The 25,592-nt window shown below is 59.0% G+C and carries 24 protein-coding genes; 14 read left to right on the top strand and 10 right to left on the bottom strand.

The window, feature by feature from the left end:
• The first annotated feature begins 142 nt into the window (after positions 1 to 142).
• The 3 genes from AC0IXS_RS05145 to AC0IXS_RS05135 all read left to right on the top strand — a co-directional run bounded on the left by AC0IXS_RS05145 (position 143) and on the right by AC0IXS_RS05135 (position 3,425).
• Positions 143 to 1,606 carry a glyceraldehyde-3-phosphate dehydrogenase gene (locus tag AC0IXS_RS05145; protein WP_449124141.1) on the top strand — a complete coding sequence of 488 codons (1,464 nt, stop codon included), beginning with the start codon at positions 143 to 145 and terminating at the stop codon, positions 1,604 to 1,606.
• Between the two features lie 171 nt (positions 1,607 to 1,777).
• Positions 1,778 to 3,043, top strand: coding sequence for an MFS transporter (locus tag AC0IXS_RS05140; protein ID WP_471824033.1), 1,266 nt, complete (start codon positions 1,778 to 1,780; stop codon positions 3,041 to 3,043).
• Positions 3,044 to 3,170: 127 nt separating this feature from the next.
• A complete protein-coding gene (locus tag AC0IXS_RS05135) occupies positions 3,171 to 3,425 on the top strand; it encodes a hypothetical protein (protein WP_122690551.1) in 255 nt (84 codons plus the stop codon).
• 112 nt (positions 3,426 to 3,537) lie between these two features.
• Here AC0IXS_RS05135 and tcuC read toward each other — a convergent pair whose 3' ends face one another.
• Complete coding sequence (tcuC, locus tag AC0IXS_RS05130) at positions 3,538 to 4,830, bottom strand: MFS transporter (protein WP_191954341.1); 1,293 nt, start codon at positions 4,828 to 4,830, stop codon at positions 3,538 to 3,540.
• A 486-nt stretch (positions 4,831 to 5,316) separates the two neighbouring features.
• Between tcuC and AC0IXS_RS05125 the strand changes: the two genes are divergently transcribed.
• A complete protein-coding gene (locus AC0IXS_RS05125; RefSeq protein WP_057411097.1) occupies positions 5,317 to 6,339 on the top strand; it encodes an FAD:protein FMN transferase in 1,023 nt (340 codons plus the stop codon).
• A 135-nt stretch (positions 6,340 to 6,474) separates the two neighbouring features.
• Entirely contained in the window at positions 6,475 to 7,869 is a 1,395-nt protein-coding gene (gene sthA / locus AC0IXS_RS05120) for a Si-specific NAD(P)(+) transhydrogenase (RefSeq protein WP_025995295.1), read from the top strand.
• Positions 7,870 to 7,911: 42 nt separating this feature from the next.
• Here the strand turns inward: sthA and AC0IXS_RS05115 are convergent, their stop codons facing one another.
• Together AC0IXS_RS05115 and AC0IXS_RS05110 are read right to left on the bottom strand one after the other, a co-directional pair.
• Entirely contained in the window at positions 7,912 to 8,634 is a 723-nt protein-coding gene (locus AC0IXS_RS05115; RefSeq protein ID WP_004881009.1) for a glycerophosphodiester phosphodiesterase, read from the bottom strand.
• A gap of 55 nt (positions 8,635 to 8,689) precedes the next feature.
• Positions 8,690 to 9,277: a PilZ domain-containing protein gene (locus AC0IXS_RS05110; RefSeq protein ID WP_004881011.1), complete on the bottom strand. Its 588-nt coding sequence runs from the start codon at positions 9,275 to 9,277 to the stop codon at positions 8,690 to 8,692.
• A gap of 102 nt (positions 9,278 to 9,379) precedes the next feature.
• Here AC0IXS_RS05110 and AC0IXS_RS05105 point away from each other — a divergent pair, with 102 nt between their 5' ends.
• The 3 genes from AC0IXS_RS05105 to AC0IXS_RS05095 all read left to right on the top strand — a co-directional run bounded on the left by AC0IXS_RS05105 (position 9,380) and on the right by AC0IXS_RS05095 (position 12,628).
• Positions 9,380 to 10,630, top strand: a complete 1,251-nt coding sequence (locus tag AC0IXS_RS05105) for a lipoprotein-releasing ABC transporter permease subunit (RefSeq protein ID WP_043306661.1) — start codon at positions 9,380 to 9,382, stop codon at positions 10,628 to 10,630.
• Positions 10,631 to 10,637: 7 nt separating this feature from the next.
• A complete protein-coding gene (gene lolD / locus AC0IXS_RS05100; protein ID WP_173335977.1) occupies positions 10,638 to 11,321 on the top strand; it encodes a lipoprotein-releasing ABC transporter ATP-binding protein LolD in 684 nt (227 codons plus the stop codon).
• A 62-nt stretch (positions 11,322 to 11,383) separates the two neighbouring features.
• Positions 11,384 to 12,628, top strand: a complete 1,245-nt coding sequence (locus AC0IXS_RS05095) for a lipoprotein-releasing ABC transporter permease subunit (RefSeq protein ID WP_471824030.1) — start codon at positions 11,384 to 11,386, stop codon at positions 12,626 to 12,628.
• Between the two features lie 52 nt (positions 12,629 to 12,680).
• Here AC0IXS_RS05095 and AC0IXS_RS05090 read toward each other — a convergent pair whose 3' ends face one another.
• Together AC0IXS_RS05090 and AC0IXS_RS05085 are read right to left on the bottom strand one after the other, a co-directional pair.
• A complete protein-coding gene (locus tag AC0IXS_RS05090; protein WP_191957096.1) occupies positions 12,681 to 14,042 on the bottom strand; it encodes a heavy metal sensor histidine kinase in 1,362 nt (453 codons plus the stop codon).
• Entirely contained in the window at positions 14,039 to 14,719 is a 681-nt protein-coding gene (locus AC0IXS_RS05085; protein WP_471824028.1) for a heavy metal response regulator transcription factor, read from the bottom strand. The genes AC0IXS_RS05090 and AC0IXS_RS05085 overlap by 4 nt, the downstream gene beginning before the upstream one ends.
• Positions 14,720 to 14,894: 175 nt before the next feature.
• Here AC0IXS_RS05085 and queF point away from each other — a divergent pair, with 175 nt between their 5' ends.
• Positions 14,895 to 15,725, top strand: a complete 831-nt coding sequence (gene queF / locus AC0IXS_RS05080; RefSeq protein ID WP_191954345.1) for an NADPH-dependent 7-cyano-7-deazaguanine reductase QueF — start codon at positions 14,895 to 14,897, stop codon at positions 15,723 to 15,725.
• Between the two features lie 138 nt (positions 15,726 to 15,863).
• Here the strand turns inward: queF and AC0IXS_RS05075 are convergent, their stop codons facing one another.
• Both AC0IXS_RS05075 and AC0IXS_RS05070 read right to left on the bottom strand, forming a co-directional pair.
• Positions 15,864 to 16,130, bottom strand: a complete 267-nt coding sequence (locus tag AC0IXS_RS05075; protein WP_137202608.1) for a DUF4404 family protein — start codon at positions 16,128 to 16,130, stop codon at positions 15,864 to 15,866.
• A 103-nt stretch (positions 16,131 to 16,233) separates the two neighbouring features.
• A complete protein-coding gene (locus tag AC0IXS_RS05070) occupies positions 16,234 to 16,845 on the bottom strand; it encodes a hypothetical protein (RefSeq protein ID WP_004881032.1) in 612 nt (203 codons plus the stop codon).
• Between the two features lie 191 nt (positions 16,846 to 17,036).
• Here AC0IXS_RS05070 and AC0IXS_RS05065 point away from each other — a divergent pair, with 191 nt between their 5' ends.
• Positions 17,037 to 17,738, top strand: a complete 702-nt coding sequence (locus AC0IXS_RS05065) for an MlaA family lipoprotein (protein ID WP_004881035.1) — start codon at positions 17,037 to 17,039, stop codon at positions 17,736 to 17,738.
• Positions 17,739 to 17,816: 78 nt separating this feature from the next.
• Here AC0IXS_RS05065 and AC0IXS_RS05060 read toward each other — a convergent pair whose 3' ends face one another.
• Positions 17,817 to 18,116: a PilZ domain-containing protein gene (locus AC0IXS_RS05060; RefSeq protein ID WP_004881036.1), complete on the bottom strand. Its 300-nt coding sequence runs from the start codon at positions 18,114 to 18,116 to the stop codon at positions 17,817 to 17,819.
• Between the two features lie 266 nt (positions 18,117 to 18,382).
• Here AC0IXS_RS05060 and rssB point away from each other — a divergent pair, with 266 nt between their 5' ends.
• Both rssB and rssC read left to right on the top strand, forming a co-directional pair.
• Positions 18,383 to 19,564 (top strand): two-component system response regulator RssB, encoded by a 1,182-nt coding sequence (gene rssB / locus AC0IXS_RS05055; RefSeq protein WP_004881038.1) that lies wholly within the window; start codon positions 18,383 to 18,385, stop codon positions 19,562 to 19,564.
• The gene (gene rssC, locus AC0IXS_RS05050) at positions 19,564 to 20,049 is read left to right on the top strand and encodes an anti-sigma factor antagonist RssC (RefSeq protein ID WP_004881040.1); all 486 of its coding nucleotides are present in this window, start codon (positions 19,564 to 19,566) and stop codon (positions 20,047 to 20,049) included. Before rssB ends, rssC begins: the two co-directional genes overlap by 1 nt.
• Before the next feature lie 78 nt (positions 20,050 to 20,127).
• Here rssC and tal read toward each other — a convergent pair whose 3' ends face one another.
• Positions 20,128 to 21,063, bottom strand: coding sequence for a transaldolase (tal, locus tag AC0IXS_RS05045; protein ID WP_471824024.1), 936 nt, complete (start codon positions 21,061 to 21,063; stop codon positions 20,128 to 20,130).
• Positions 21,064 to 21,309: 246 nt separating this feature from the next.
• Here tal and AC0IXS_RS05040 point away from each other — a divergent pair, with 246 nt between their 5' ends.
• Positions 21,310 to 21,789 carry a P-loop nucleotide/nucleoside kinase family protein gene (locus tag AC0IXS_RS05040; protein ID WP_471824022.1) on the top strand — a complete coding sequence of 160 codons (480 nt, stop codon included), beginning with the start codon at positions 21,310 to 21,312 and terminating at the stop codon, positions 21,787 to 21,789.
• A 68-nt stretch (positions 21,790 to 21,857) separates the two neighbouring features.
• Here AC0IXS_RS05040 and AC0IXS_RS05035 read toward each other — a convergent pair whose 3' ends face one another.
• A complete protein-coding gene (locus tag AC0IXS_RS05035; protein ID WP_122690518.1) occupies positions 21,858 to 24,029 on the bottom strand; it encodes a TonB-dependent siderophore receptor in 2,172 nt (723 codons plus the stop codon).
• Positions 24,030 to 24,294: 265 nt separating this feature from the next.
• Here AC0IXS_RS05035 and AC0IXS_RS05030 point away from each other — a divergent pair, with 265 nt between their 5' ends.
• Positions 24,295 to 25,536, top strand: a complete 1,242-nt coding sequence (locus tag AC0IXS_RS05030; protein ID WP_471824020.1) for a M20/M25/M40 family metallo-hydrolase — start codon at positions 24,295 to 24,297, stop codon at positions 25,534 to 25,536.
• The last annotated feature ends 56 nt before the right edge of the window (positions 25,537 to 25,592 follow it).

Genomic DNA, 25,592 nt, shown 5'->3' with positions numbered 1-25,592 from the left:
GGGAAGGTGGTGGCTGTCAGTTTTCCAGTCCATTACCGCGTATTTACGGGCCGAAATTATGTAGTGCGCAACGATCTGACAGTCGCGCATTGCTCATAAACACTGGCTTGGTCATAATGTAGCCCCTTTTTTCAGCCCCTACATGTGGAAGGTTCCCGTGACTCAGAAGCCCGACCAGTGTCTTGGTGAATGGATCGATCGTGAAGCCCTCGCCGAGGCGATGATCCCGCTTATCGGTCAGCTCTACCGCAATAACAATGTGGTGAGTTCGATCTATGGCCGCAGCCTGATCAACCGTTCAGTCATCGCGATTCTCAAAGCTCACCGCTTTGCGCGCCATCGTCAGTCCGATGCGAGCGAGTTGTCCGTACACGAGACTTTCCCGCTCATCAAGGCGATGAGCGAGCTTAAGCTGGGCGCCGCTTCGGTGGACCTGGGCAAGCTGGCGGTCAAGTTCAAGACCGAAGGCAATGGCTGTACGCCTGAGCAGTTCGTGCGTGACGAACTGGCCAGTGTTGTAGGTCAGCAGAACACCAGCCCGCGCAAGGGCACGGATGTTGTGCTGTACGGTTTTGGTCGCATCGGCCGCCTGCTGGCGCGGATCCTGATCGAAAAAACCGGTGGTGGCGACGGCCTGCGTCTGCGCGCCATCGTGGTCCGCAAAGGCGCGGAAAACGATCTGGTCAAGCGTGCCAGCCTGCTGCGTCGCGATTCGGTGCACGGTCCGTTCGACGGCACCATTACCATCGACGAAGCCAACAGCACCATTACTGCCAACGGTAACCTGATCCAGGTGATCTACGCCAAGAACCCGACCGAGGTGGATTACACCCAGTACGGGATCAAGGACGCTCTGCTGGTGGACAACACCGGTGTATGGCGTGATGCCGACGGTCTGGGCCAGCACCTGTCCTGCCCGGGCATCGACCGCGTCGTACTGACCGCGCCGGGCAAAGGTAAGCTGAAGAACATCGTGCACGGTATCAACCACGGCGAAATCACTGCTGACGACAAGATCGTTTCCGCAGCTTCCTGCACCACCAACGCCATCGTGCCGGTGCTCAAGGCCGTCAACGACAAGTTCGGCATCGTCAACGGTCACGTCGAAACGGTTCACTCGTACACGAACGACCAGAACCTGATCGACAACTTCCACAAGGGCGACCGTCGTGGTCGCAGCGCCGCGCTGAACATGGTTATCACCGAAACCGGTGCTGCCACGGCGGCTGCCAAGGCTCTGCCTGAGCTGGCCGGCAAGCTGACCGGCAACGCGATTCGCGTTCCGACGCCGAACGTGTCCATGGCCATTCTCAACCTGAACCTCGACAAGCAGACCACTCGCGAAGAAATGAACGAGTACCTGCGCTACATGGCGCTGCATTCGGACCTGCACAAGCAGATCGACTTCGTGAACTCGCAGGAAGTGGTGTCCACTGACTTCGTGGGTTCGCGTCACGCCGGTGTCGTGGATGCCGAAGCAACCATCGTCAACGATAACCGCGTTGTCCTGTACGTCTGGTACGACAACGAATTCGGTTACAGCCATCAGGTGGTTCGCGTGATGGAAGACATGGCCGACGTCAATCCGCCAGCCTTCCCGCAGTAAACATGCGCGGCCCGGCCAGTCCGGGTAGTGTGTGACGAAAGGGCCGGATCCTGTGCAAACAGGGTCCGGCCTTTTTTGCGTGTTGGTTGCGACGAAAGATCATGGGAAGATCGACGCCCGCGGCGGCGGGCTGACAGCCGCGCAGACAATGGCTCATGGAAGGGGATTCGGATGAACGATGGTTCGGTCATGGACGGCTCGCAAAAACACCTCAAAACCAGTTTCTTCTTTCTGTTCCTGACGATCTTCATTCCTTTCGGTCTGGGGCATTTCGTTTCCTACCTGTTCCGTACCGTCAATGCCGTGATCTATGTGGATCTGCAGGCCGACCTGAGCCTGCCTGCCAGCAGCCTCGGGTTGCTGACCGGCGTGTACTTCCTGACCTTTGCCGCTGCGCAGATTCCACTGGGCGTGATGCTGGACCGTTATGGGCCACGCAGTGTGCAGGCGCCGATGCTGCTGTTTTCAGTGCTGGGTTCGATCATCTTCAGCCTGTCCAGCACCGAGACCGGCCTGCTGATCGGGCGTGGATTGATCGGCCTGGGCGTAGCGGGCTCGTTGATGAGCGCCATCAAGGCATGCACCATCTGGCTGCCGGTCGAACGCCTGCCGTTGAGTACCGCCTGCCTGCTGTCGATTGGCGGCCTCGGTGCGATGGCATCCACCACGCCACTGCATTTGCTGCTCGACTGGTTCACCTGGCGTGAGGCGTTTCTGATCCTGGCGCTGCTGACCTTCTGCGTTGCGGGCATCATTCATTTCAGTGTGCCCAGGACCTACGAAGCCCGGCCTGCGAAATTTGCCGACATGTTTGTCGCGGTCGGCAGGCTGTACGCCTCGTGGACGTTCTGGCGGCTGGCGCTGTATTCGGTGTTCGCTCATGCCATCTACATGTCGGTGCTGTCGTTGTGGATGGGGCCGTGGCTGCATGACGTGGCCGGCCTGAGCGAATCTGCCATGGCCCGCGTGCTGCTGTTCGGAGCGGTGGCGATGGTCGCAGGCTCCCTGGCTTTCGGCACCATCACGGATTATCTGCGCCGCTTCGGCGTGCAGCCGATCATGGTTTGCGGCGCTGGCATGGCGATCTTCATCGGTGTTCAGGCGCTCATGATCAGCGGTTTGCCGGTGTCGCCTTATCTGATCGCCATGGGTTTCAGCTTCTTTGGCACCTCGACCACCATGAACTACGCCATCGTGGCGCAATCGGTTCCGCCGGAGCTGGCCGGAAGAGTGAGCTCTTCCTTCAACCTGGTGGTGTTCGTGCTGGCGTTCATCCTGCAGTGGCTGGCGGGGGCAGTGTTGAACCTCTGGCCGACCCTTGACGGCGTTGCACATCCGGTCGAGGCCTATCAGTGGTCGCTCGGACTGATGATTGCGCTGCAGGTGCCGGGGCTGTTGCTGTGGATGAGTTTCAGGCCTTGGACGCGCGAAGGCTGAGGCAAAATGTAAGGGTGTGATCCGCCGAAGGGAGACGGCCGTCGGTCAGTTACTTTCAGATACACAGAAACTTGCGAGCACGCGTTCACTCACAGTCTTAAGACTGGGTTATTGGAGGGATGGGACAATGATTGACGATCTCATCAAGTGGAACAGCCGCTGGCGGCTTAACAGGCGTGTGGTTTCCTGCAGAGTGTGTCTGGCGGGGCAGGAGGAGGCTGATCGCGGAGCCGTGTTCCTGCATTCCAAAGGCTGCTCGTGCGAGTACGAGAAATCAGATCCCTGGGCCGAGCTGGACAAGGCGTGCGGGCAGGCAGCGGACTGGAATCCGCAGGTTGCCACCGGTGGCCCGTCTTATCATGCGAGGTATGGGGCGCGCTGAAGAGCCGACGCTTGATCTGTCCCGGAGCGAATAAATGCAAGGTATAGATGTAGAAAACCCCGGTCTGAACGATGTCAGACCGGGGTTTTTTATTGCGCGCAGTGACCCGTAATCAGGCAGTCGCTGCAGCGCCAGGTGCTTCGAGCTTCTGGCCGCCCTTGCGGAACAGGACCAGCGTTGCGACCAGGCCCAGCACGGCAGCGCCGGTGAGCCAGATGCCCGGTGCAGCCTTGTTGCCCAGCGCATGAATCAGGTACGTGCAGGCTGCCGGGGTGAAACCACCGAAGGTCGCGGTTGCCAGGCTGTAGGCCAGCGAGAAACCGGTTGTGCGGACCTCGACCGGCATGATCTCGGTCAGGGCAACGACCATCGCGCCGTTATAGGAGCCGTACAGGAACGAGAACCACAGCTCGACCATCAGCAGGTGGCTGAAGCTTGGGTGATCTACCAGCCACGACAGGGCAGGGTAGGCGGTGGCAATGGCCAGTACGGTGGCAGCTATCAGCAGCGGCTTGCGCCCGATGCGGTCCGAGAACGAACCCATGATCGGCAGCCAAATGAAGTTCGACACACCCACGCACACGGTAACCAGCAGGCTTTCAAGGTCTGTCAGGTTCAGCTCGTTCTTGCCGAATGTCGGCGTGTAGGCCGTGATCAGGTAGAACGACACAGTGGTCATGACCACCAGCGCCATGCCGCCCAGCACCAGGCCGAAGTTCTGGCTGATCGAGCGAACCACTTCACGCAAGGTCGGACGATGCGTACGTGCTTCGAACTCAGGGGACTCTTCCAGCGAGCGGCGAATGATGAAAATGGCCGGTACGATCATGCAGCCGACCAGGAACGGTACACGCCAGCCCCAGTCAGTCATCTGCTCGGTGCTGAGCCAGTGGTTCAAGCCAACACCCAAGAGGCCCGCGAATACCACTGCGGCCTGTTGGCTGGCGGACTGCCAACTGACGAAGAAGCCCTTGCGGCCCGGTGTCGAGATTTCAGCCAGATAGACCGAAACACCACCCAGTTCCACACCTGCCGAAAAGCCCTGCAACAGGCGTCCCAGCAATACCAGTAACGGCGCAGCAACGCCCAGCGTTGCATAGCCCGGAACGCAGGCAATCAGTAGTGTGCCCATGGCCATCATGGCGAGGGTCACGATCAATCCTTTCCGGCGGCCGTGGCGGTCGATGTAGGCACCCAGAAAGATTGCGCCCAGCGGCCGCATCAGGAAGCCGGCGCCGAATGTCGCCAGCGACAGCATCAGGGATGCGAAGGCGCTGTCGGAGGGAAAGAAGGCTTTGGCAATGGCCGTGGCGTAAAAGCCATAGACCATGAAGTCGAACATTTCGAGGAAGTTACCGCTGACAACGCGAAAGATCGCCTTGCCCTTACTGGTTGTGGAGGCCATTTAGTTACTCGCTCAGGCTCATCGGCTTGAAGTTCGTTGTCGTTGTGCGCGTGTGTTCCGTGTTTGAGCTGAAAGCAGTCACGCGTATTTGTAACAGTATGTGTTACATCGCTCAAAAACAACCGTTTCGGAATATCGCTGGATACAATCGGGGGCTTGACAAATGTGAATTTAATTAATTTTCCGTGGGCTGACATGGCGTGTCCCGTTATTGAGTAACGACGTTCCATGCTCAAAGGCGGGGGGCGCCTCATCGTGGAACCTTAAACCGTGGCGGAGCCACTCAACGATTCTTCCGATAGCCAGGATGGCAAAATGGACTCCTACCGCTTATCTGAAAGTGCCCGTTTTTATAGCCTTGGGCATGACGCCGCATTGGCTGGCCGAAAGCGCGATGGAGCATGTGCAGGCAGATCGACGCGACTTCACACGCCTTGTTCGACGCGAGCGCACACGGCACTCTTGATGATTTTGACCTTGCGGGATATGAGTTTGGGTTGGTTAGGACGGGTTGCAGGGTATCTGGGGCTGGTGGTGTGTAGTGGTTGTGGCCAGGAGCGCAGTCTGGAAAGTTTTGGCGGGCCGACCATGGGCAGTCATTACGCTGTGGTCTATGCGCATGGGACGGGTCAGCCTGACAGTGAGGTTCTGCATCGGGAAGTCGATGCCATTTTGGGTGAGCTCGATCAGCAGATGTCTCTGTGGCGAAGCGATTCGGATATCGCGCAATTCAACAGCTTGCCTGCCAACAGTTGCCAGACCGTGCCCGCTCCGATTCTGCAGCTGGTTCGCTTCGGCGATTATCTGGCCCGCGAGAGCAACGGCGCTTTTGATGTGACGGTCGAGCCGCTGATGGAGTTGTGGGGTTTCAGTCCTGACAGCGTGCCCAGGGAGCCGCCTACCCGCAAGGAGTTGGAAAGCGTCCGCGCCCAGGTCGGTTATCGAGGCTTGCGCATTGATGTTCAGCGGTTGTGCAAGACCTCAGACGTACGTGTGGATCTCAACAGTATTGCGGCAGGTTATGCCGTGGATCGCATTGGGGAACGCCTTGAAGCGCTGGGCTTGCGCGATTATCTGGTGCAGGTCAACGGCGAGCTGAAAACCCGAGGTCGCAAGCCCGATGGTGCGCCCTGGCGAGTGACGCTGGAGTTGCCACAAAACGAGCATCAGGCGCAGCAAAAGGTTTTTGCATTGCGCAACAACAGTGTTTCCACCTCAAACGACCACTCACCCGTTTTCGGCGGTGTGCGTCATCAAGGCTCCCGCACGCTGGATGCCACGAGCGGCACGCCCGTCAATCACGGACTGGTGTCGGTGACCGTCATTCATCCCTCTGCATTGATGGCCGATGGTCTATCTTCTCTACTGTTGATTCTGGGGCCGGAGCGGGGATGGAATTACGCGCAAGAGCATCAAATTGCTGCTTTTTTTGTGATTCGTGCCGATAAGCGCTTTATCATTCACAGCAACGCGTCGTTCGACCGGCTCGTGACGGAGCAGCCACTGTAAGTGCGGCACAGACAAAAGTGGCCTTCGACGCGACCAAGGGTTAATGTTCGCCGCCTCGGCGCAGCGCTAGACTGCGCCGCGTGATTTAGCCAGAGATGCCAGAGTGGCGCCTCGGACTGTTCTAAAGGAGTACGCATGGCTGTCTACAACTACGACGTAGTGGTACTGGGTTCCGGCCCAGCCGGAGAAGGCGCGGCAATGAACGCCGCGAAGGCGGGACGCAAGGTCGCCATGGTCGACAGCCGTCGGCAAGTGGGCGGCAACTGCACTCATTTGGGCACCATCCCGTCCAAGGCACTGCGTCACTCGGTCAAACAGATCATTCAGTTCAACACCAACCCCATGTTCCGGGCCATTGGCGAGCCGCGCTGGTTTTCGTTTCCGGATGTGTTGAAAAACGCGGAGATGGTCATCTCCAAGCAGGTGGCCTCGCGCACTGCCTATTACGCCCGCAACCGGGTCGATGTGTTCTTTGGGACAGGCAGTTTCGCCGACGAGAACAGCATCAACGTGGTCTGCGCCAATGGCGTCATGGAAAAACTGGTCGCCAACCAGATCATCATCGCCACCGGCTCGCGTCCTTACCGCCCGGCGGACATCGACTTCAGCCACAAGCGTATCTACGACAGCGACACCATCCTCAGCCTGGGGCACACCCCGCGCAAGCTGATCATCTACGGTGCTGGCGTAATCGGCTGTGAATACGCGTCGATCTTCAGCGGTCTTGGCGTTCTGGTCGAGCTGGTGGACAACCGCGACCAGTTGCTGAGCTTCCTCGATACCGAGATTTCGCAGGCGCTGAGCTATCACTTCAGCAATAACAACGTAATGGTTCGCCATAACGAAGAATACGAAAAGGTCGAAGGCCTGGATAACGGGGTGATTCTGCACCTCAAGTCCGGCAAGAAGATCAAGGCCGATGCCTTGCTGTGGTGTAACGGTCGTACCGGCAACACCGACAAGCTGGGGCTGGAAAATATCGGCCTCAAGGCCAATGGCCGTGGCCAGATCGAAGTCGATGAGACCTATCGCACCAGCGTGGCCAGTGTTTACGGTGCGGGCGATGTGATCGGCTGGCCAAGCCTGGCCAGTGCAGCGTACGACCAGGGTCGCTCGGCGGCGGGCAGTGTGGTCGACAATGGCAGCTGGCGTTATGTGAATGATGTGCCGACCGGTATCTACACCATTCCCGAGATCAGCTCGATCGGCAAGAACGAGCATGAGTTGACCCAGGCCAAGGTGCCATACGAAGTGGGCAAGGCGTTCTTCAAGGGCATGGCGCGTGCGCAGATCTCCGGCGAACGCGTGGGGATGCTGAAGATCCTGTTCCACCGCGAGACGCTTGAAGTGCTGGGCGTGCATTGCTTCGGCGACCAGGCATCGGAGATCGTGCACATCGGTCAGGCGATCATGAGTCAGCCGGGCGAAGCCAACTCGATCAAGTACTTCGTGAACACCACGTTCAACTACCCGACCATGGCCGAAGCCTATCGGGTAGCCGCTTACGATGGCCTCAACCGGCTTTTTTGAGCGACTCCGGCCGGTGGCCTGAGCCGGCCGGGGCGACCGATTTCAGCGATTCCCGAGCGTGGCGGTGGCCAAACCGGGAAAGTCTGTAATCAGGCTGTCTACGCCGAAGTCAGCGAGCCTGCGCATCAGCGCCGGTTCGTTGACCGTCCATACCGACACATGCAGCCCCTGACGCTGTGCCTTTTGCAGACGCTCAGGGGTGCATAAAGTCCAGTTCAACGCCAGAATTTCGCAACCATAATTCTGCGCGACCTTCAGCGGGTCGAGCCAGGCGTATTCGGCTACCAGTCCCCGCGAGATGTCCGGCGTCAACTCGACAGCGGCGCGCAGCACTTCACGGGAGCTTGAGGTGATGGTGACCTTGTCCAGCAAGCCGTGCCGCTGAACCATTTCACGAATGGCCAGCACGGTATTTGCCGCACGGGTGCGTGAGGCGCTTTTGACTTCCAGCTGCCAGTGCTCGAAGTCGCAGTGTTCGAACAACTCTTCCAGGCGCGGAATCGGGCAGGGGTTCACCCAGCCAGGTCCGCCCTTGCGTGCGTCGTAGGTCACCAGATCGGCTGCGTCGTGTTCGTGGACCTTGCCGCGTCGGTCGGTGGTGCGCTTGAGGGTTGGGTCATGGATGACCATCAGTTCGCCGTCGCGCGACAGGTGCAGGTCCAGCTCGCAGCGGCGAACGCCATGCTTGAGGCATTCCTGAAAGCTGGTCAGGGTGTTTTCCGGTGCTTCGCCCTTGGCGCCGCGGTGGCCGTAGATAAGGGTCACGTTTACTCCTGGCCTGAAAGGCGCCAACTACTGGTGTGATCGGATAAGGGGTGAATCATGAGCCTGAGGGCTGGCCTCGCTCCAGCGCCTGGCGACGTTGCTGCGCCTGGCGTTGCAGAACGTGACGGGCAATCAACTGGCGCTGCGCATCAGGCAACTGCACGAACTCGACCCAGGTGTCGAAACCGCCGTCGGCCAGTGCGTCGCTCTGCGTCACCCTGGCGTGCAGCATCAGGCCGGCGGCCTGTGGCATCAGCACCATCTTGATCGAGAGTTCTTCGCCCACCGTATAATTTTGCAACGAATTGAACTGCATGCCGCCTTCGGACAGTTTGACCGGCTGCGGTGTGCCGAGCTTGCCCAGCGCGGTGTGGGCGACAACCTGACCGAGCAGGTCGATGCGCTTGTTCAGCGACTTGAGAAAACTGTTGAGCACGCGGTCGCGCTCGTCGAGCTGGCGCAGCAGATGCTGGGATTCGAATTCGCTGACATGCAGCTCGCTCAGCAGGTCGAACAGCGCCGAGGTCTCCTTCATCGCCTCGTGGCTGGCGGCCTCGGCTGCGGACAGCGGGTTAATTTCCAGTGCGACGCTGGCATCGATACGGTAGTATTCGCGGCGTTCTGCTTCATCTAATGTCGACATGGCGAACCCATGGTAGCGGCGGTGGTCAGAGAGTCTCGAGTGTAAAGCTGCACGTCAAGGCCCGCCACACGGACGTCCTCATTCCTGCGAACAAAGTCCCTAATGTTCAGACCTCTTTTTGTATTCATAGGCACGCGCTACACACGTGCAAAACGACGTAACCATTTTGTTTCCTTCATTTCCCTGACTTCCATGATCGGCCTGGCGCTTGGCGTTGTGGTGATGATAGTCGTGTTATCGGTCATGAATGGCTTCGATCATGAAATGCGCACCCGTGTGCTGGGCATGGTGCCTCACGCGACCATCGAGTCCGGTGACCCGATTACGGACTGGAAGGCGCTCGCCGCCAGGGTTCAGGAGAACTCTGAGGTGCTCGCGGTTGCGCCATTCACCCAGATGCAGGGTCTGTTGACCCACGAAGGCAAGGTGCAGAAGGTGCTGCTCAACGGCATCGACCCGGCCCAGGAACGCAAGGTGTCGATCATCGACAACTTCATCCAGCAGGGTAAGCTCGACAGCCTCGAGCCCGGCAGCTTCGGCATCATGATCGGTGACAAGGCAGCGGCCAAGCTGGGTGTCGCGGTCGGTGATAAACTGACGTTCGTGGCGCCTGAAGTTTCACTGACACCTGCCGGCATGTTTCCGCGCATGAAGCGTTTCGAAGTGACCGGCATTTTCCATGTCGGCGCTGGCGAGATCGACGGCTATCTGGGCCTGACCAATCTTGATGATCTGGCGCGCCTGCATCGCTGGAAGCCCAATCAGGTTCAGGGCCTGCGCCTCAAGTTCAAAGACCTGTTCGCGGCACCGCGCACCTCGTGGGAAATTGCTCAGAAGCTGGGCGAAAACAATTTCTACTCCCGTGACTGGACCCGTACCCACGGCAACCTGTATCAGGCGATCCGTATGGAAAAGGCCATGATCGGGCTGCTGTTGCTGCTGATCGTGGCTGTGGCGGCGTTCAACATCATTTCCACGCTGGTCATGGTGGTCAACGACAAGAAGGGCGATATCGCCATCCTCCGCACGCTGGGCTCTACCCCACGCCAGATCATGGCGATCTTCATGGTGCAGGGCACGGTGATCGGCGTCGTTGGCACCCTGATCGGCGCGGCGCTGGGGATTCTCGCTGCGCTCAATGTCAGCGCGGCGATATCGGCGCTTGAAGGGCTGATCGGACACAAGTTTCTCAACGCCGACGTCTATTTCATCGATTACCTGCCTTCGCAACTGATGGCCCAGGACGTGTTCCAGGTCTGCGGTGCGGCGTTGGTCCTGAGTTTCCTCGCCACCCTGTATCCCGCCTGGCGTGCTGCGCGCACCCAGCCGGCGGAGGCGTTACGTTATGAGTGAGTCGGGCATGTCTGATAAAGCTGTATTGAGTTGCCGCAACCTGGGTAAATCCTACGAGGAAGGCCCGGAATCAGTAGTTGTATTGTCCGGCCTGCAACTGGAACTGCATCCCGGTGAGCGGGTCGCCATCGTCGGCAGCTCGGGGTCTGGCAAAAGTACCTTGCTCAATCTGCTGGGCGGCCTGGACACACCATCGCAAGGCAGCGTCTGGCTGGCGGGCGAAGAGCTGTCGGCACTGGGCGAGAAGGCCCGTGGTCTGCTGCGCAACCGGGCACTGGGTTTCGTCTACCAGTTCCACCACCTGTTGCCCGAGTTCACGGCGCTGGAAAACGTCTGCATGCCGCTGCTGATCGGTCGTACGGCGATTCCCGAGGCTCGCAAGCGCGCCACTGCGCTGCTGGAACGCGTGGGGCTGGGACATCGTCTGGCGCACAAGCCGTCCGAGCTGTCCGGCGGCGAGCGTCAGCGCGTGGCGATTGCGCGTGCGCTGGTCAATCAGCCGGGTCTGGTGATGCTCGACGAGCCGACCGGCAACCTCGACCATCACACGGCCCAGGGCATTCAGGACCTGATGCGTGAACTGAGCACCTCGTCGCGCACCGCGTTTCTGGTCGTGACCCACGACATGAGCCTGGCCAGACAGATGGACCGCGTGTTGCGTCTGGAAGACGGTCGCCTCGTCGAGGCTTGATTCACCCGGCCCGGCGCAAGTCATCGCGCCGGGTTCTACACTTTTTCTACGGTGCTCCGCGAATGTTCAGACCGTTACCCATCTTCATCGGCATGCGCTATACCCGCGCCAAGCGCCGCAAAAGCTTCATCTCGTTCATTTCGATGACCTCGATGATCGGTCTGGCACTGGGTGTGCTGGCAATGATCGTGGTGCTGTCGGTGATGAACGGTTTCCAGCGTGAAATGAGTTCGCGAATTCTTGGCATGGTGCCGCACGCAGTGATCGCTGGTACGACGCCGGTGGATGACTGGAAGCCGCTGGCCGCCGCTGCCCTTGAGAATCCCGAAGTGACGGCGGCCGTGCCGTTCACCGACATGGAAGGCATGCTGTCCTACAAGGGGTCGATGCAGCCGATCCAGATCAGCGGCGTTGATCCGGCACTCGAACACGAAGTGTCGATTGTCACGAAGCACATCACGCGTGGCAGCCTTGAAGATCTGAAACCCGGCGAGTTTGGCGTCGTGCTGGGCGATCTCACGGCCCGTCGCTTTCGCCTGAGCGTTGGTGACAAGCTGACTCTGATCGTGCCCGAAGTCAGTAGCGCACCGGGCGGCATCACCCCGCGTCTGCAGCGTCTGACGGTCGTTGGCGTGTTCAAGGTCGGTGCCGAGCTGGACGGCTCCATGGCGCTGATCAACATCACAGACGCCGCACAGATGCAGCGCTGGCAGCCGAATCAGGTGCAGGGCGTGCGTCTCGCGCTGAAAGACCTGTACATGGCGCCGCAAGTGTCGACTGCCATCGCCAGCAGCCTGGGCGACGGTTATCGCGCCGATGACTGGACACACACTCAGGGCAGTCTGTTCAGCGCCATGAAAATGGAAAAGACCATGATCGGTCTGCTATTGCTGATGATCGTCGCAGTGGCCGCGTTCAACATCATCGCCACGCTGATCATGGTGGTGAACGACAAGGGCGCCGACATCGCCATCCTGCGCACCATCGGCGCGACACCCAAACAGATCATGGCGATCTTCATGGTGCAGGGCACGGTGATCGGTATTGTCGGCACGCTGATCGGTGGTGTGCTCGGCATCATCGCGGCGCTGAATGTCAGCAGTCTGGTGGGCTGGGTCGAGCGGGTTACTGGTCAGCACATCTTCAGTTCCGACGTGTATTTCATCAGCAATCTGCCGTCCGAACTGCAGGGCGGTGACGTGTTGCTGATCTGCAGCGCCGGTTTCATTCTGAGCTTCCTGGCCACGGTCTATCCGGCCTGGCGCGCCGCGCAGATCGAGCCGGCGCACGCCCTGCGTTACGAATGATCTTCAGGTTGTGAATTCAAGCCGTTGCCGACCCGCAACGGCTTTTTTGTTCTCAGGCAGGCAGTTCGATCAGGAAGCGGGTGACACCGTTGGCCGATTCGCAACGAATCGTGCCGCCATGGGCATGAATGATCGAGCGAGTAATCGCCAGACCCAGACCTGCATGCTCGCTGCTTTCCAGTCTGGCGGGGTCTTCGCGGTAAAAGCGGTCGAACAGGCGTGGCAAGGCATCAGCAGCGATATCGGTGCCGCTGTTTTCAACATTCAGAGCAACGCTTGACGGTGACGTCTTCAACTCGATCTTCACGTAGCCACCCGGGTGGGTAAAACGCAAGGCGTTGTCCAGCAGATTGGACAGCACGCGGCGTAGCAGCGCAGCGTCGCCGTGCACGGTGGCCCGTCCCTTTCGCGACAGACTCACCTGCGTGTCTTCAGCCAGTGGCGCGAAGAACTCCAGGACCGCATCCACCTCATTTTCCAGTTGCAGCGCTTCACGTGCTGGGCGCAAGAGGCCGTGCTCGGCCTTGGCCAGGAACAGCATGTCGTTGACCATCTGCGCCATGCCTTGCAACTCTTCGAGGTTGCCGGTCAGCGCTTCGCGGTAGTCTTCGAGCGCACGCGGGCGGGTGAGGGTGACCTGGGTCTGGGTCAGCAGGTTGGACAGCGGCGTGCGCAGCTCATGGGCGATATCGGCAGAAAACGCCGACAGGCGTTGGAAGCTGTCGTCCAGCCGACCAAGCATGGCATTGAATGCGCGGGTCAGTTCCGCCAGCTCTGTAGGCATGTCCTGTTCGGGAAGGCGGGTGGTCAGCGAACTGGCCGACACGCTGGCCGCGACAGTGCTCATCCTGCGCAACGGCTTCAGCCCGCTGCGGGTGGCCCAGGCACCGAGCAGCGCGGTAGCGAGGGCAGACAGGCCGACGGTAAGCCAGATGAGGTGTTGCATTCGCTCCAGAAAGTGCTGGTGATGGGTGATGTCCAGCAATAGCGTGACCTTGGGTGAGGGCCTTGTGTGCTGCGCTAGTGATTGCGTAAGGCTGCGATAGGCCGTCTGGTCAGCGTTGATCGTCTGAAGGTCGTCATCGAGCGGCGCAGCGGCTGAGAGGTTATCGAACCAGATCTGGCCGTCAGGGCCTGTGATGCGCAACGTCAGGTCCGGCTGGTGTCCAGTACTGGACAGCGCCAGTTGCCGACGCTGGTCGAAATCCTGCGCTGTCTCGACACCTTGCAACGTGCTGCGCAGACTGGTGAGCCGGGTGTCGAGCAGTTGCCGGTCCAGTTCGACGAAATGCGCTTCGCTGGCATGGTTGAACAGGATGCCCGCGGTGAGCGAGACCGCAGCCGTGCAGACGGAAAACAGCAGCGCCAGGCGATTGCGTAATGAAAGCCGATCAAACCGGCGCCGCAGATTCACAGCCAGCGCTCTTCGATGACATAGCCCATGCCGCGCACGGTATGAATCAGTTTGTCGGGAAAGTCGTCATCGATCTTGGCCCGCAGACGGCGGATGGCAACTTCGATGATGTTGGTGTCACTGTCAAAATTCATGCCCCAGACTTGCGCTGCCAGCAGAGATTTGGGCAGCACCTCCCCGTGACGACGCAGCAGCAACTCCAGCAAGGTGAACTCCTTGGCCGTCAGGACGATTCGCTGGCCGTTGCGTTCAACTTCGCGTCGCATCAGATCCAGACGCAGGTCGGCGATCTGCAGATGAGTCTCGACAGCGGCACTGCCACCGCGGCGCAGCAGGGTACGGACCCTGGCGAGCAATTCGGAGAAGGCGAAGGGTTTGACCAGATAATCGTCAGCACCCAGTTCAAGGCCGTGAACGCGGTCTTCGATGGCATCACGCGCGGTCAGGAACAGCACCGGGGTATCCAGCCCTGCAGCGCGTACCGATTCAAGGATTTCCCAGCCGTTACAGTCCGGCAGCATCACATCAAGAATCAGCAGTGCATGGTCGCCACTCAAGGCCCGCTGCTGACCGGTTCTGCCGTCAGCCACCCATTCGGTGTCGAACCCGGCTTCGCTCAGGCCCTGGCGCAGAAACTGGCCGGTTCTGGATTGGTCTTCAACGATCAGTAATTTCATCGGGCGCGGTCATGTGCTGTGCAATGCAGGCTTTATAGCGCAGGCGGCACGATTCGGGGCGAAGCTGACACGACTGTAATGATCCGGCTGCGTCGCGTCGGGCGAGAGATTGTCGCTGAAAGCCTGTCGCAAACCCTATAAACTCGCCGCGTTAATTCATGATCCAGGTATCGCCATGCATCCCGCAGCCGAACACTCGCCGCTGGGCAAGTCCAGTGAGTACATCGCCACCTATACGCCCTCCTTGCTGTTCCCGATTCCGCGCGCTGCGAAATGGGCCGAGCTGGGGCTGACAGCCGAGACGCTGCCGTATCGGGGAGTCGACTTCTGGAACTGCTATGAGCTGTCCTGGCTGCTGCCGTCGGGCAAGCCGGTGGTGGCGATTGCCGAGTTCAGTATCCCGGCCGACTCGCCGAATATCATCGAGTCCAAGTCGTTCAAGTTGTACCTGAACTCGCTCAACCAGACTGCGTTCGAGACGCGTGAGCAATTACAGGTCGCGCTGGAGAAGGACCTTTCAGCGGCTGCCGGAAAACCGGTCGGCGTGCGCATCCGCAGTCTTGACGAGATCGAGCGCGAAGGGGTCGCGGCGTTGCCGGGCGTGTGCATCGACGATCTGGACATCAGGGTCAGCAGTTACGATCGGCCGCAACCTGAACTGCTGCGTTGTGACGAGTCGCGCATCGTCGAGGAAAGCGTGTACAGCCATCTGCTCAAGTCCAACTGTCCGGTCACCAGTCAGCCGGACTGGGGCAGCGTCGTGGTCGAATACCGCGGCGCGGCACTGGATCATGCGAGTCTGTTGGCCTACATCGTCAGCTTCCGCCAGCATTCGGACTTCCACGAGCAATGCGTGGAGCGGATCTTTCTCGACCTGCAGCGACTGCTGAAGCCAGAGAAACTGACGGTGTATGCGCGTTACGTACGACGCGGCGGTCTGGACATCAACCCGTATCGAAGTACCGAAGTGCTTGACGTGGAAAACGGCAGGCTGGCGCGGCAGTAAGCAGTCCGGGCCGCTTACTGATCGTTCGCAACGCCGTTCAGGACGCTCCGCGTCCGCTCTTGAATGTGACGCGTAGCGTGACGGGACACATGCCCATGCAGAGCGATGGGCACGATCAAAGTGGCCTGTCAGCGATCATCAGATCCCCATGTTGCCCAACGTCTGAAAGACGTTGCGCAGGGTGCCGGCGATCGCTGGGTGTTCCAGTTCGAAGCGCTCGACCGCCAGGTTCACGCTATCGGCCAGACTCGGGTCTTCGTGGGTGGCGTATTCCAGTTCGATTCGGGTCTGGATCTGTGCCATCAGTTCGTGCAGATTGTCGCGTTCGGCCTCGGACAGCGGGGGATTCTGCTCCAGTTGCTCGCGCAGGGTATCGAGTTGTTCTTGCAGTTCGCGGGCAGGCATGACGTGCTCCTTCAATGATAAGTCTGTCCCATGGACTACGCCGCTGGGCTAAAGGTTCGTGACGCCTTAAGACTAATCCACTCCAGAGCAGGCTGCATGTGTGTCAGGGCTTTTCGCCCTTGCTGCGGCGCAGGCTGATGTCTGCAAGGCACGACTCCAGCTCGCCCAGATGATCGATCACCGAATGCACGCCCAATGCATAGAGCTTAAGCGTGGCATGAGCGCGTCGCTGTTCGCGTTCGGCATCAGTCAGGGCTTTCCATTGCAGAGGAGACAACCCGCACAACGGCCCGCACGACGCCAGTCCAATCGTCCATAGCCCGGCGTTCAGTCCCGATTGCAGCAGGCGTGGATCACCACTGATCAATACACAGCCATCCAGTTGGCGCACACCCAGAGCCATCAAGGCGGTCCAGCAGGCATCTGGCGCTGGCCACTGTGCGGCGGGACGGGGCGCGGCCATGATCCAGTCATTCAAAGGTTCAGCAAGTTTATTACTGAGTGTGTCCGGCAACTCGTCCAGCCATGCACAGGGCAGGCCTTGCTGACGCAGTCTTCGCAGGGCATCCAATGCACCCGGTGTCGCCTCGGCGTGATTGCATTCCCGGTCGGCAGCAGGGCTTGCTGCCTGCGCACCGAAGTCCACAAGGCAACCGCTGAGGCCGAACAGCAGGGCGGAGAATGAAGGTTGCGGGTTGAGGACCGGCGCGAGCATGGTGATCTCTCTGAAATACCAAAGCACGCTACAGGCCTTTTGTGACACTGCGATGAACGAGTGATGACTGCGTTTACCTGCGTTGCCTTACCGACAGAACTGCCTTATTTGTCACAGAACGCTTTATACTGCCGGTCCTTGCGTGTGGGGGCGTAGCACCCGCGTCATTATTTCGATCAGGAGTGTCAGCTATGCCCGTGACCGGTGCAGGCTTTATCAAACGTCTGGCTCAGTTGTCTGTCTGTGCCGGTATGGTGCTGGTTCCAGTTGTCGCGCAGGCGGCAGAAGACGATCCGTGGGAAGGCGTCAACCGTGCCATCTTCCGCTTCAACGATGTCGTTGATACCTACACACTCAAGCCATTGGCGAAGGGTTATCAGTACGTCGCGCCTCAATTCGTCGAGGACGGGGTGCACAACTTCTTCAACAACATTGGTGACGTAGGCAACCTTGCCAACGATGTACTGCAAGCCAAACCAGCGGCCGCCGGTGTCGACACCGCCCGCCTGATTTTCAACACCACCTTCGGCCTGCTGGGCTTCATCGACGTGGGCACCCACATGGGCCTGCAGCGCAATGACGAAGACTTCGGCCAGACCCTCGGTCACTGGGGTGTCGGCAGCGGTCCTTTCGTCGTGATCCCTCTGCTGGGTCCGAGCACTGTGCGTGATGCCTTCGCCAAGATTCCGGACACCTACACCACGCCATATCGCTACATCGACCACGTACCGACCCGTAACACCGCGCTGGGCGTGAATCTGGTTGATACCCGCGCCAGCCTGTTGTCGGCCGAGCGTATGATCAGTGGCGACCGTTACACCTTCATTCGCAATGCGTATCTGCAGAACCGCGAATTCAAGGTCAAGGACGGGCAGGTCGAAGACGATTTTTGATCGTTTTTGCGTAGCGTGATAATGAATAAAGGCGACCAAGGGTCGCCTTTATTGTTTTTCCGGAATGTGAACCATGACTCACTTCATGGACACGATAGACAGGCCCAGTTTCTGTCCGCCGCCTTCTTCGTCCGTTACCCAGACCACTTCAGTATCAGCTTCCAGGCCCTTGAGCGCCGGATGATCGGAATCAATGCTGACGTTCAGCTTGTCTCCGACGCTGAACGAGCGGGGCGCCTGGACCTGCATGCCAGAGCTTGAAAGGTCAATGCACACGGCGGGAATAACCTGTCCCGCATGGATCAGGTTGACGTCTGCGTCGACGCGCATGCGGATGTAATCCCTTTTCTCCTCGTAGTCGCGATCGGTTCGACTCATGTCCAGTCCTTAGTTTTGGTTGCTGATGTGACCGTTCTTATAACTCCCGGCGATTTGCGATGTAAAGAGCGCAAAGTCCGCGCCGGAGTACGCTTGAAACGCCCGTCGGATGGGAGTACCGTCTGCGCCTTGAAGGGCACCTCTGAAACACGATGCGCAACATTGTTGTGCACGGATGGTTTAAGAGAGGCTAGAAGCGAATCCAGTAAGCAGGTTCCGGTTAACCGGGCCGCCTACGCAAACCTGATCTGGCGCCGTTTGCCCACATGCCAAAAACCAGTGCCACGCTGCTGATAATCGACGACGATGAAGTCGTTCGCGCAAGCCTTGCCGCCTATCTGGAAGACAGTGGCTTCAGCGTCCTGCAGGCAAGTAACGGCTTGCAGGGTATTCAGATATTCGAGCAGAAAACCCCTGATCTTGTGGTCTGCGACCTGCGCATGCCTCAGATGGGTGGTCTTGAGCTGATTCGTCAGGTGACGTCCATCGCTCCGCAAACGCCGGTCATCGTCGTTTCCGGCGCGGGCGTCATGAGCGATGCGGTCGAAGCCCTGCGTCTGGGCGCCGCCGATTACCTGATCAAGCCACTTGAAGACCTGGCCGTGCTCGAGCATTCAGTGCGTCGAGCGCTGGACCGTGCGCGCCTGCTCAAGGAAAACCAGGTCTACCGCGAGAAACTGGAAACAGCCAATCGCGAGCTTGAAGCCAGCCTCCATCTGCTTCAGGAAGATCAGGATGCGGGCCGTCAGGTGCAGATGAACATGTTGCCGATCACGCCGTGGGCGATCGACGAGTTTCAGTTCGCGCACCAGATCATTCCCTCGTTGTACCTGTCAGGCGATTTTGTCGACTATTTCCGGGTGGATGAGCGACGCGTTGCGTTTTATCTGGCCGATGTATCCGGGCATGGTGCCTCTTCGGCATTCATTACCGTATTGCTGAAGTTCATGACCACGCGGTTGCTGTTTGAATCCAAGCGTGGCGGAACCTTGCCGGAGTTCAAACCCTCCGATGTATTAGGGCACATCAACCGCGGGCTGATCAGTTGCAAGCTGGGCAAACACGTGACCATGGTTGGCGGTGTCATCGATGAAGAATCGGGCAAGCTGACCTATGCCGTTGGCGGCCATCTGCCGCTGCCGGTGCTGTACACCGAGGGTCAGACGCGTTATCTGGAAGGACGTGGATTGCCGGTCGGGTTGTTCAACGAAGCGACCTATCAGGACCATGAAATGGACCTGCCAGCGTCGTTCAGTCTGACCATGCTGTCTGACGGCATACTCGATCTGCTGCCCGGTGATACACTCAAAGAGAAAGAAGCCGTTTTACCCGAATTGGTGAAGACGGCCGGCGGCAGCCTGGATGGCTTGCGTCAGGTTTTTGAATTGGCAACGCTAGGGGAGATGCCGGATGATATCGCCTTGTTAGTGTTAAGCAGGAATCTTTAATGAGTACCGGTAGAATCCAGTTCGCCGAGCAGGAAGGCACCTTCGTTCTCAAGTTCGTGGGTGAAGTGCGGTTGACGCTGTGTTCGGCCTTGGACGCGACTATCGAGCGTATCTTCACTGCCTTGAATTTTTCGGCGGTGGTGATTGATTTGACCGAGACTCGCAGCATCGACAGCACGACGCTTGGTTTGCTGGCCAAGCTCTCTATCCTGTCCCGTCAGAAAGTGGGTCTGTTGCCAACGCTGGTGACCACTCACGAAGACATCACGCGGTTGTTGCAGTCGATGGGTTTCGATCAGGTGTTCAACATCGTCGACCGGCCCATTCCGCGTCCTGAGTGTCTGACTGATCTGCCTTCGCAGGATCAATGCGAGGAAGTGGTCAAGGCCAAGGTGCTTGAAGCGCACAAGATCCTCATGGGGCTCAACGACTCCAATCGTGAAGCCTTCCATGATCTGGTCAACGCGCTCGAAGGTCAGCGCTAACAGCATTCCCTGTCTGTCACGCTGAATGGCGGGCAGCAAAAAGGGCGACCACCGCAAGGAGGTCGCCCTTTAATGTTTTCAGGCCTTGGCGGAGAGCAGAGCCTCGAGCTTTTCCTGATCGCGAGCGAACTGACGAATACCTTCAGCCAGCTTCTCGGTGGCCATGGCATCTTCGTTCGACGCCCAGCGGAACTGGCTTTCAGTCAGTTTATGGTCAGTCTTGCCATCTTCGCCGGGATTGCCCGGAGCCAGTTTGCGCTCCAGTGTGCCGGTGTCTTCAGCCAGTTGCTTGAGCAGGTCCGGGCTGATGGTCAGACGGTCGCAGCCAGCCAGTTGTTCGATCTGGTTCAGGTTGCGGAAGCTTGCGCCCATCACGACCGTCTCGTATTCGTTTTCCTTGTAATAATTGTAGATGCGGGTCACGGACTGCACGCCCGGATCTTCGGCACCGGTGTAATCCTGACCGGATGACTTCTTGTACCAGTCGTAGATGCGGCCCACGAACGGCGAAATCAGAAACACGCCGGCTTCGGCGCAGGCAATGGCCTGAGCGAAGGAGAACAGCAGGGTCAGGTTGGTTTGAATGCCTTCCTTCTCCAGCTTTTCGGCAGCGCGAATACCTTCCCAGGTGGACGCCAGCTTGATCAATACGCGATCACGGCTGACATGCGCTTTGTCGTACAACTCGATGATGCGATGGCTGCGTTCGATCAGGGCGTTGGTATCGAACGAGAGGCGGGCATCCACTTCAGTGGAAACACGACCTGGAACGACCTTGAGAATCTCCTGGCCGATGGCGACGGCGAAGCGGTCGCACGCCAGGCCAATGTCACCCTTGCTGCCGCTGAACGCGTCGGCCAGCAGTTGCGAGTTGCTCTCGCTCGAAGCGGCCTTGAGCAGCAGGGAAGGGTTGGTGGTAGCGTCTTGCGGCTTGAGGCTTTTGATCGCGCCGAAGTCACCGGTGTCAGCGACAACGGTGGTGAATTGCTTGAGTTGATCCAGCTTGGAAGTCATGAGCGTGCTCTGTCCTGTGCGGTTGGATGACATTACCCGAGCGCTGCCGCCCACTCAAGGCCGTGGCGCATAAGCTTTGCGCATCAGTGGCATCGAGGGTCGGCATTGTCGCGCAAACCTTGTCGAGAATGGTTTTGAGCCCATGGCGGGCTGCTTGTTCCCTGAACCTTGATTTAAGCGTGCCCCATGGTCGTATGGTGGGGTTTCACTTAACGTATCTGTACTGGACGAATTGAAAGGATTCCCATGACGACCCCGATATTGCATCTTATGTGCGGCAAAATCGCATCCGGCAAATCAACCCTGGCTCGCACATTGGGCAGCGACGCCAAGACAATCGTCATCAGCGAAGACCGCTGGCTTGCGGCGCTCTATCCTGACGAAATCCGCTCTGTTTCCGACTATGTAAATCGCGCCCGACGTATTCGTGGGGTGCTGGAGCCTTTAGTGGTCAGCGTACTGGCGACAGGTGTAAGCGTCGTCCTGGATTTTCCTGCCAATACAGTCCCGGATCGAGCCTGGCTTCGTGCGCTCGCCGATGGTGCCCAAGTGCAGCATTGTCTGCATTTTCTGAATGTCGATGATGAGACGTGTCGCGCGCGACTGCGTGCGCGCAATGCCCGGGGTGATCACGATTTTGCTGCGACGGACAAAGAGTTCGATCTCATCACCAGCTACTTCACGGTGCCAGATGAGCATGAGGGGCTGGTCATAGTGACGTATTAGGGCGCTCTCATAACGTCTCACAGACGCCGGGTTTTCCCTGGGCGCCTGTGAGTGTGTTTATCGAGCAATCAAAGCGACCACTTCAACGAGAACATCACGTTACGTGGATCTCCGTACACGCCGCTGCCGGTTGCGGTTGGAATGCCCTGCCAGTACTTCTCGTCCAGCACGTTGTTCAGGTTCACTCGGGCGTCCCAGTGCTCGTCGAAGCGGTAACCCGCCATCAAGCCCACCACTGCATACGAGTCCTGCTCCGAGCGACCGGTGCCGACACGGTTGTACGTGTCGCTCTGTGCCAGTACGTCGGCGCCGATGCGCAATTTGCTGAAGTCGCCTGACAGGTGATACGTGGTCGCGGCCTTGAACAGGTGCTTGGGTTGCTCGGCTGCGAATCGATCACCTTTGTCGAAGTTCCGGTCCTTGACGTACTGGCTCAGCACCAGCGTGTAGGACGCCGAAGCCTGCCAGTTCGGTGTGAGCTCACCGGTGACTTCTGCATCTATACCGCGGCTGCGCACTTCACCCGCCGCTTCGTAGCAGGTGCGGTTCTGTTGCTGGCAACTGGCGGGCGGATTGACGATGGCGTAAGCACGGTTTTCCTGAGTCATGTCGAACAGTGCAAGGGAGGCGTTCAGGCCGCCGTTGAAGTATTCACCCTTCAAACCGATTTCATAGCTCTCGCCGGTCATCGGGTCAAGAATGGCACCGCTCACGTCCTGCTGGTTCTGTGGTTTGAAGATCTCGGTGTAACTGGCATAGACAGAATAGGTGTCGTTCAGGTCGTAGACGATGCCGGCATAAGGAGTGACCTCGCGGGTGACCTTGTAATCGCCGGTGTTGGCCGAGCGGTTCTGATAGTCGTACCAGCTCACCCGGCTGCCGACGATGATGTGCAGCGGATCGATCGGGTTGAAGCGTGCTGCTGCGTAGATGCCGTCTTCGGTTGCGGTATTCTGGCTGACATACGCCGTGCGGGTGTTGATGTCCGGCTTGGGAATCAAGTTCGGGTTGAAGTTGTAGATATCGATGGGCGTCGATCCGTAGAAACCGCCTTTCTGGTCGAATTTCTCTTCACGGCGACTGACACCCAGCATCAGGTCATGCTCGCGGCCAAACAGCTTGAAAGGGCCGGACAGCGAGCCATCGATATTGGTCTGTACATCGGTGGTGTCGTACTGACCTGCCGCCTGGCCATAACCGTTGCCGTTAGCCGTCAGGTAGTTGGAATACATGTCCGACTCGGCCCATATCTTCGCCGCTGCGATCTTGCCGCTCCAGCCATTGTCGAACCGGTGAGTCACGTCGGTGAATACGCTGACGTTGTCCCGGTCCCAGTAAGCCCAGTCGTTGCTCAGGAATGTGGAGCGGGGCAGGCCGAGGTATTGGCCATTTGGACCCGAAGGCAGGCTGCCCCAGTCCGATGTTGCATCGTCACGCTGTTTGGAAGCGCCGATGGTCCAGGTGGTCGATTCGTTCAGGTCTGCTTCCAGGATTCCGTAGAACGTCTGGCGTTCCTCGTCGCGCTCGTCGAGAAAGCTGTTGCCCTTTTCATACGCTGTCACTACCCGACCGCGCAATGTGCCCGAGTCGGTCAGCTTGTTGGAGGCATCCACTTCCGTTCGGTAGCGATCCCAGCTGCCCGCGCTGGTCGTCACGCTGACCTGCGGTATGGCAGTGGGGCGCTTGCGGATCAGATTCAGTGTTGCCGATGGGCTGCCTGCGCCCGTCATCAGACCGGTGGCGCCGCGGACCACTTCGACACGGTCGTACATCGCCAGATCGGCCCCGGAAATGGTGTCCAGCGTGAAGGTGCTCACGATGGTCGGCAGACCGTCGTACATCAGGTTGTCGATGCTGAAACCGCGTGCCAGAAACTGCTGACGGTCCGTACCGAACTTGCGCAGGATGATGCCCGGCGCGTATTTCACGACATCGTTCAGATCGTTCATGCCTTGATCTTCGATGCGCTGACGTGAAATCACGCTGACCGACTGTGGCGTTTCGCGAATCGACAACGGCAACTTGGTGGCAGTGCTCATGGAGCCGGTGGTGTAGGAACCGCTGCCTTCGGTGGTCGCCGTTCCCGCCACGCCTGCTCGCGCATTGATGTCGACATTGTCCAGCGTCAACGCGCTCGACTGAGTCTGGGCAGGCGGGTTGGTTTGATCGGGAGCAGCCAGCGCAGCAGTTGATGCACCGATAATCGCAAGAGCGGTCAGCGAAGTGAGCGGACGAAACATTGTGGGTTTCCTACGATGGACCTGAGCGTTTGGAAAGTGGCGAACTACTTGAACAACGGGGCGCCGGACGTTTGGTCAGCCAGTGGCTGGTCGCAGGATCCTAACAATTTTTTCACAATTGGATAAATGCTAATTACTCTCAGTTACATTTATATACATATTTGCATTTGAATGGCTCGACGTCGCTCAGGCGTCTGGAAGTGGTTTTGTGAGGCAGGTTGGGTAAAGATGGGGTTTCAAGCCGCAATGATCTGAGGGAACCAGCATGCAATTTCGACGTACATCGGTTGCGAGTGTCATCGCCTTTTCCATCCTGTCCACCGGGGCTTTCGCGGCGGACATCTCGCCCGAGCAGTTACTGAAAAAGGCCGAAACCGAACAGACTGCCTATCTCGAGACCGTCAGGCAATTGGTCGATGTCGATACCGGCACAGGCCAGGCTCCCGGCCTGAAAACCATCAGCGCGCTGTTGGTTGAGCGCCTGAAAGCACTGGGCGCAGAAGTCACCACCACGCCCGCGACGCCCTCCGCCGGTGACAACATCGTCGGCACCATCAAGGGCAGCGGTACCCGATCCTTTCTGCTGATGGTCCATTACGACACCGTATTCGGGCCGGGCACGGCTGCGAAACGCCCTTTCAAGCAGGACGGTGTGCGCGCTTACGGTCCAGGTGTTGCCGATGCCAAAGGTGGCGTCGCAATGATTCTGCATTCCCTGAAACTTCTGCAGGAGGAGGGTTTCAAGGATTTCGGCACACTCACCGTGCTGTTCAACCCTGATGAGGAAACCGGCTCCAGCGGCTCGAAGAAAATCATCGCCGAACTGGCTCGCCAGCACGATTACGTCTTTTCCTACGAGCCACCTGACAAGGACGCCGTCACCGTCGCCACCAACGGCATCAACGGTGTGATTCTCGACGTCAAAGGCAAGTCTTCACATGCGGGCTCCGCGCCTGAAGCCGGACGCAACGCGGCGATCGAACTGGCGCACCAGATGCTGCAACTCAAGGACCTGGGCGATTCAGCCAAAGGCACCACCGTCAACTGGACGCTGATCAAGGGCGGCGAGAAGCGCAACATCATCCCGTCCAGTGCCTCGGCGGAAGCGGACATGCGCTATTCCGACCTAAGTGAAAGCGACCGCGTGATCGCCGACGCCCAGCGCATCGTGCAGAAGAAACTCATCGACGGCACCGAAGTGTCGGTACGCCTTGAGAAAGGACGCCCACCTCTGGCGAAAAACCCGGGCTCCGAGCAACTGGCCAAAACCGCCCAGACGCTTTACGGAAAGATCGGGCGCAACGTCGAGCCCATCGCCATGCGCTTCGGCACTGACGCAGGCTATGCCTACGTCCCGGGTAGCGAAAAACCGGCCGTGCTCGAAACCATGGGCGTCGTCGGTGCCGGCTTGCACGCCGATGATGAGTACATCGAACTGTCGAGCATCGCCCCCAGGCTTTACCTGACCGTGGCGTTGATTCAGCAGCTTTCGGAGGCCAAACCCTGACGCCATCTGTCGACATATCTTACGTCCAAGGTTGACCTCAGGCCTGATGCGCGATT

The organism is Pseudomonas sp. AC016, assembly GCF_979253365.1.
This window is presented reverse-complemented; position numbering and strand designations above follow the sequence as displayed.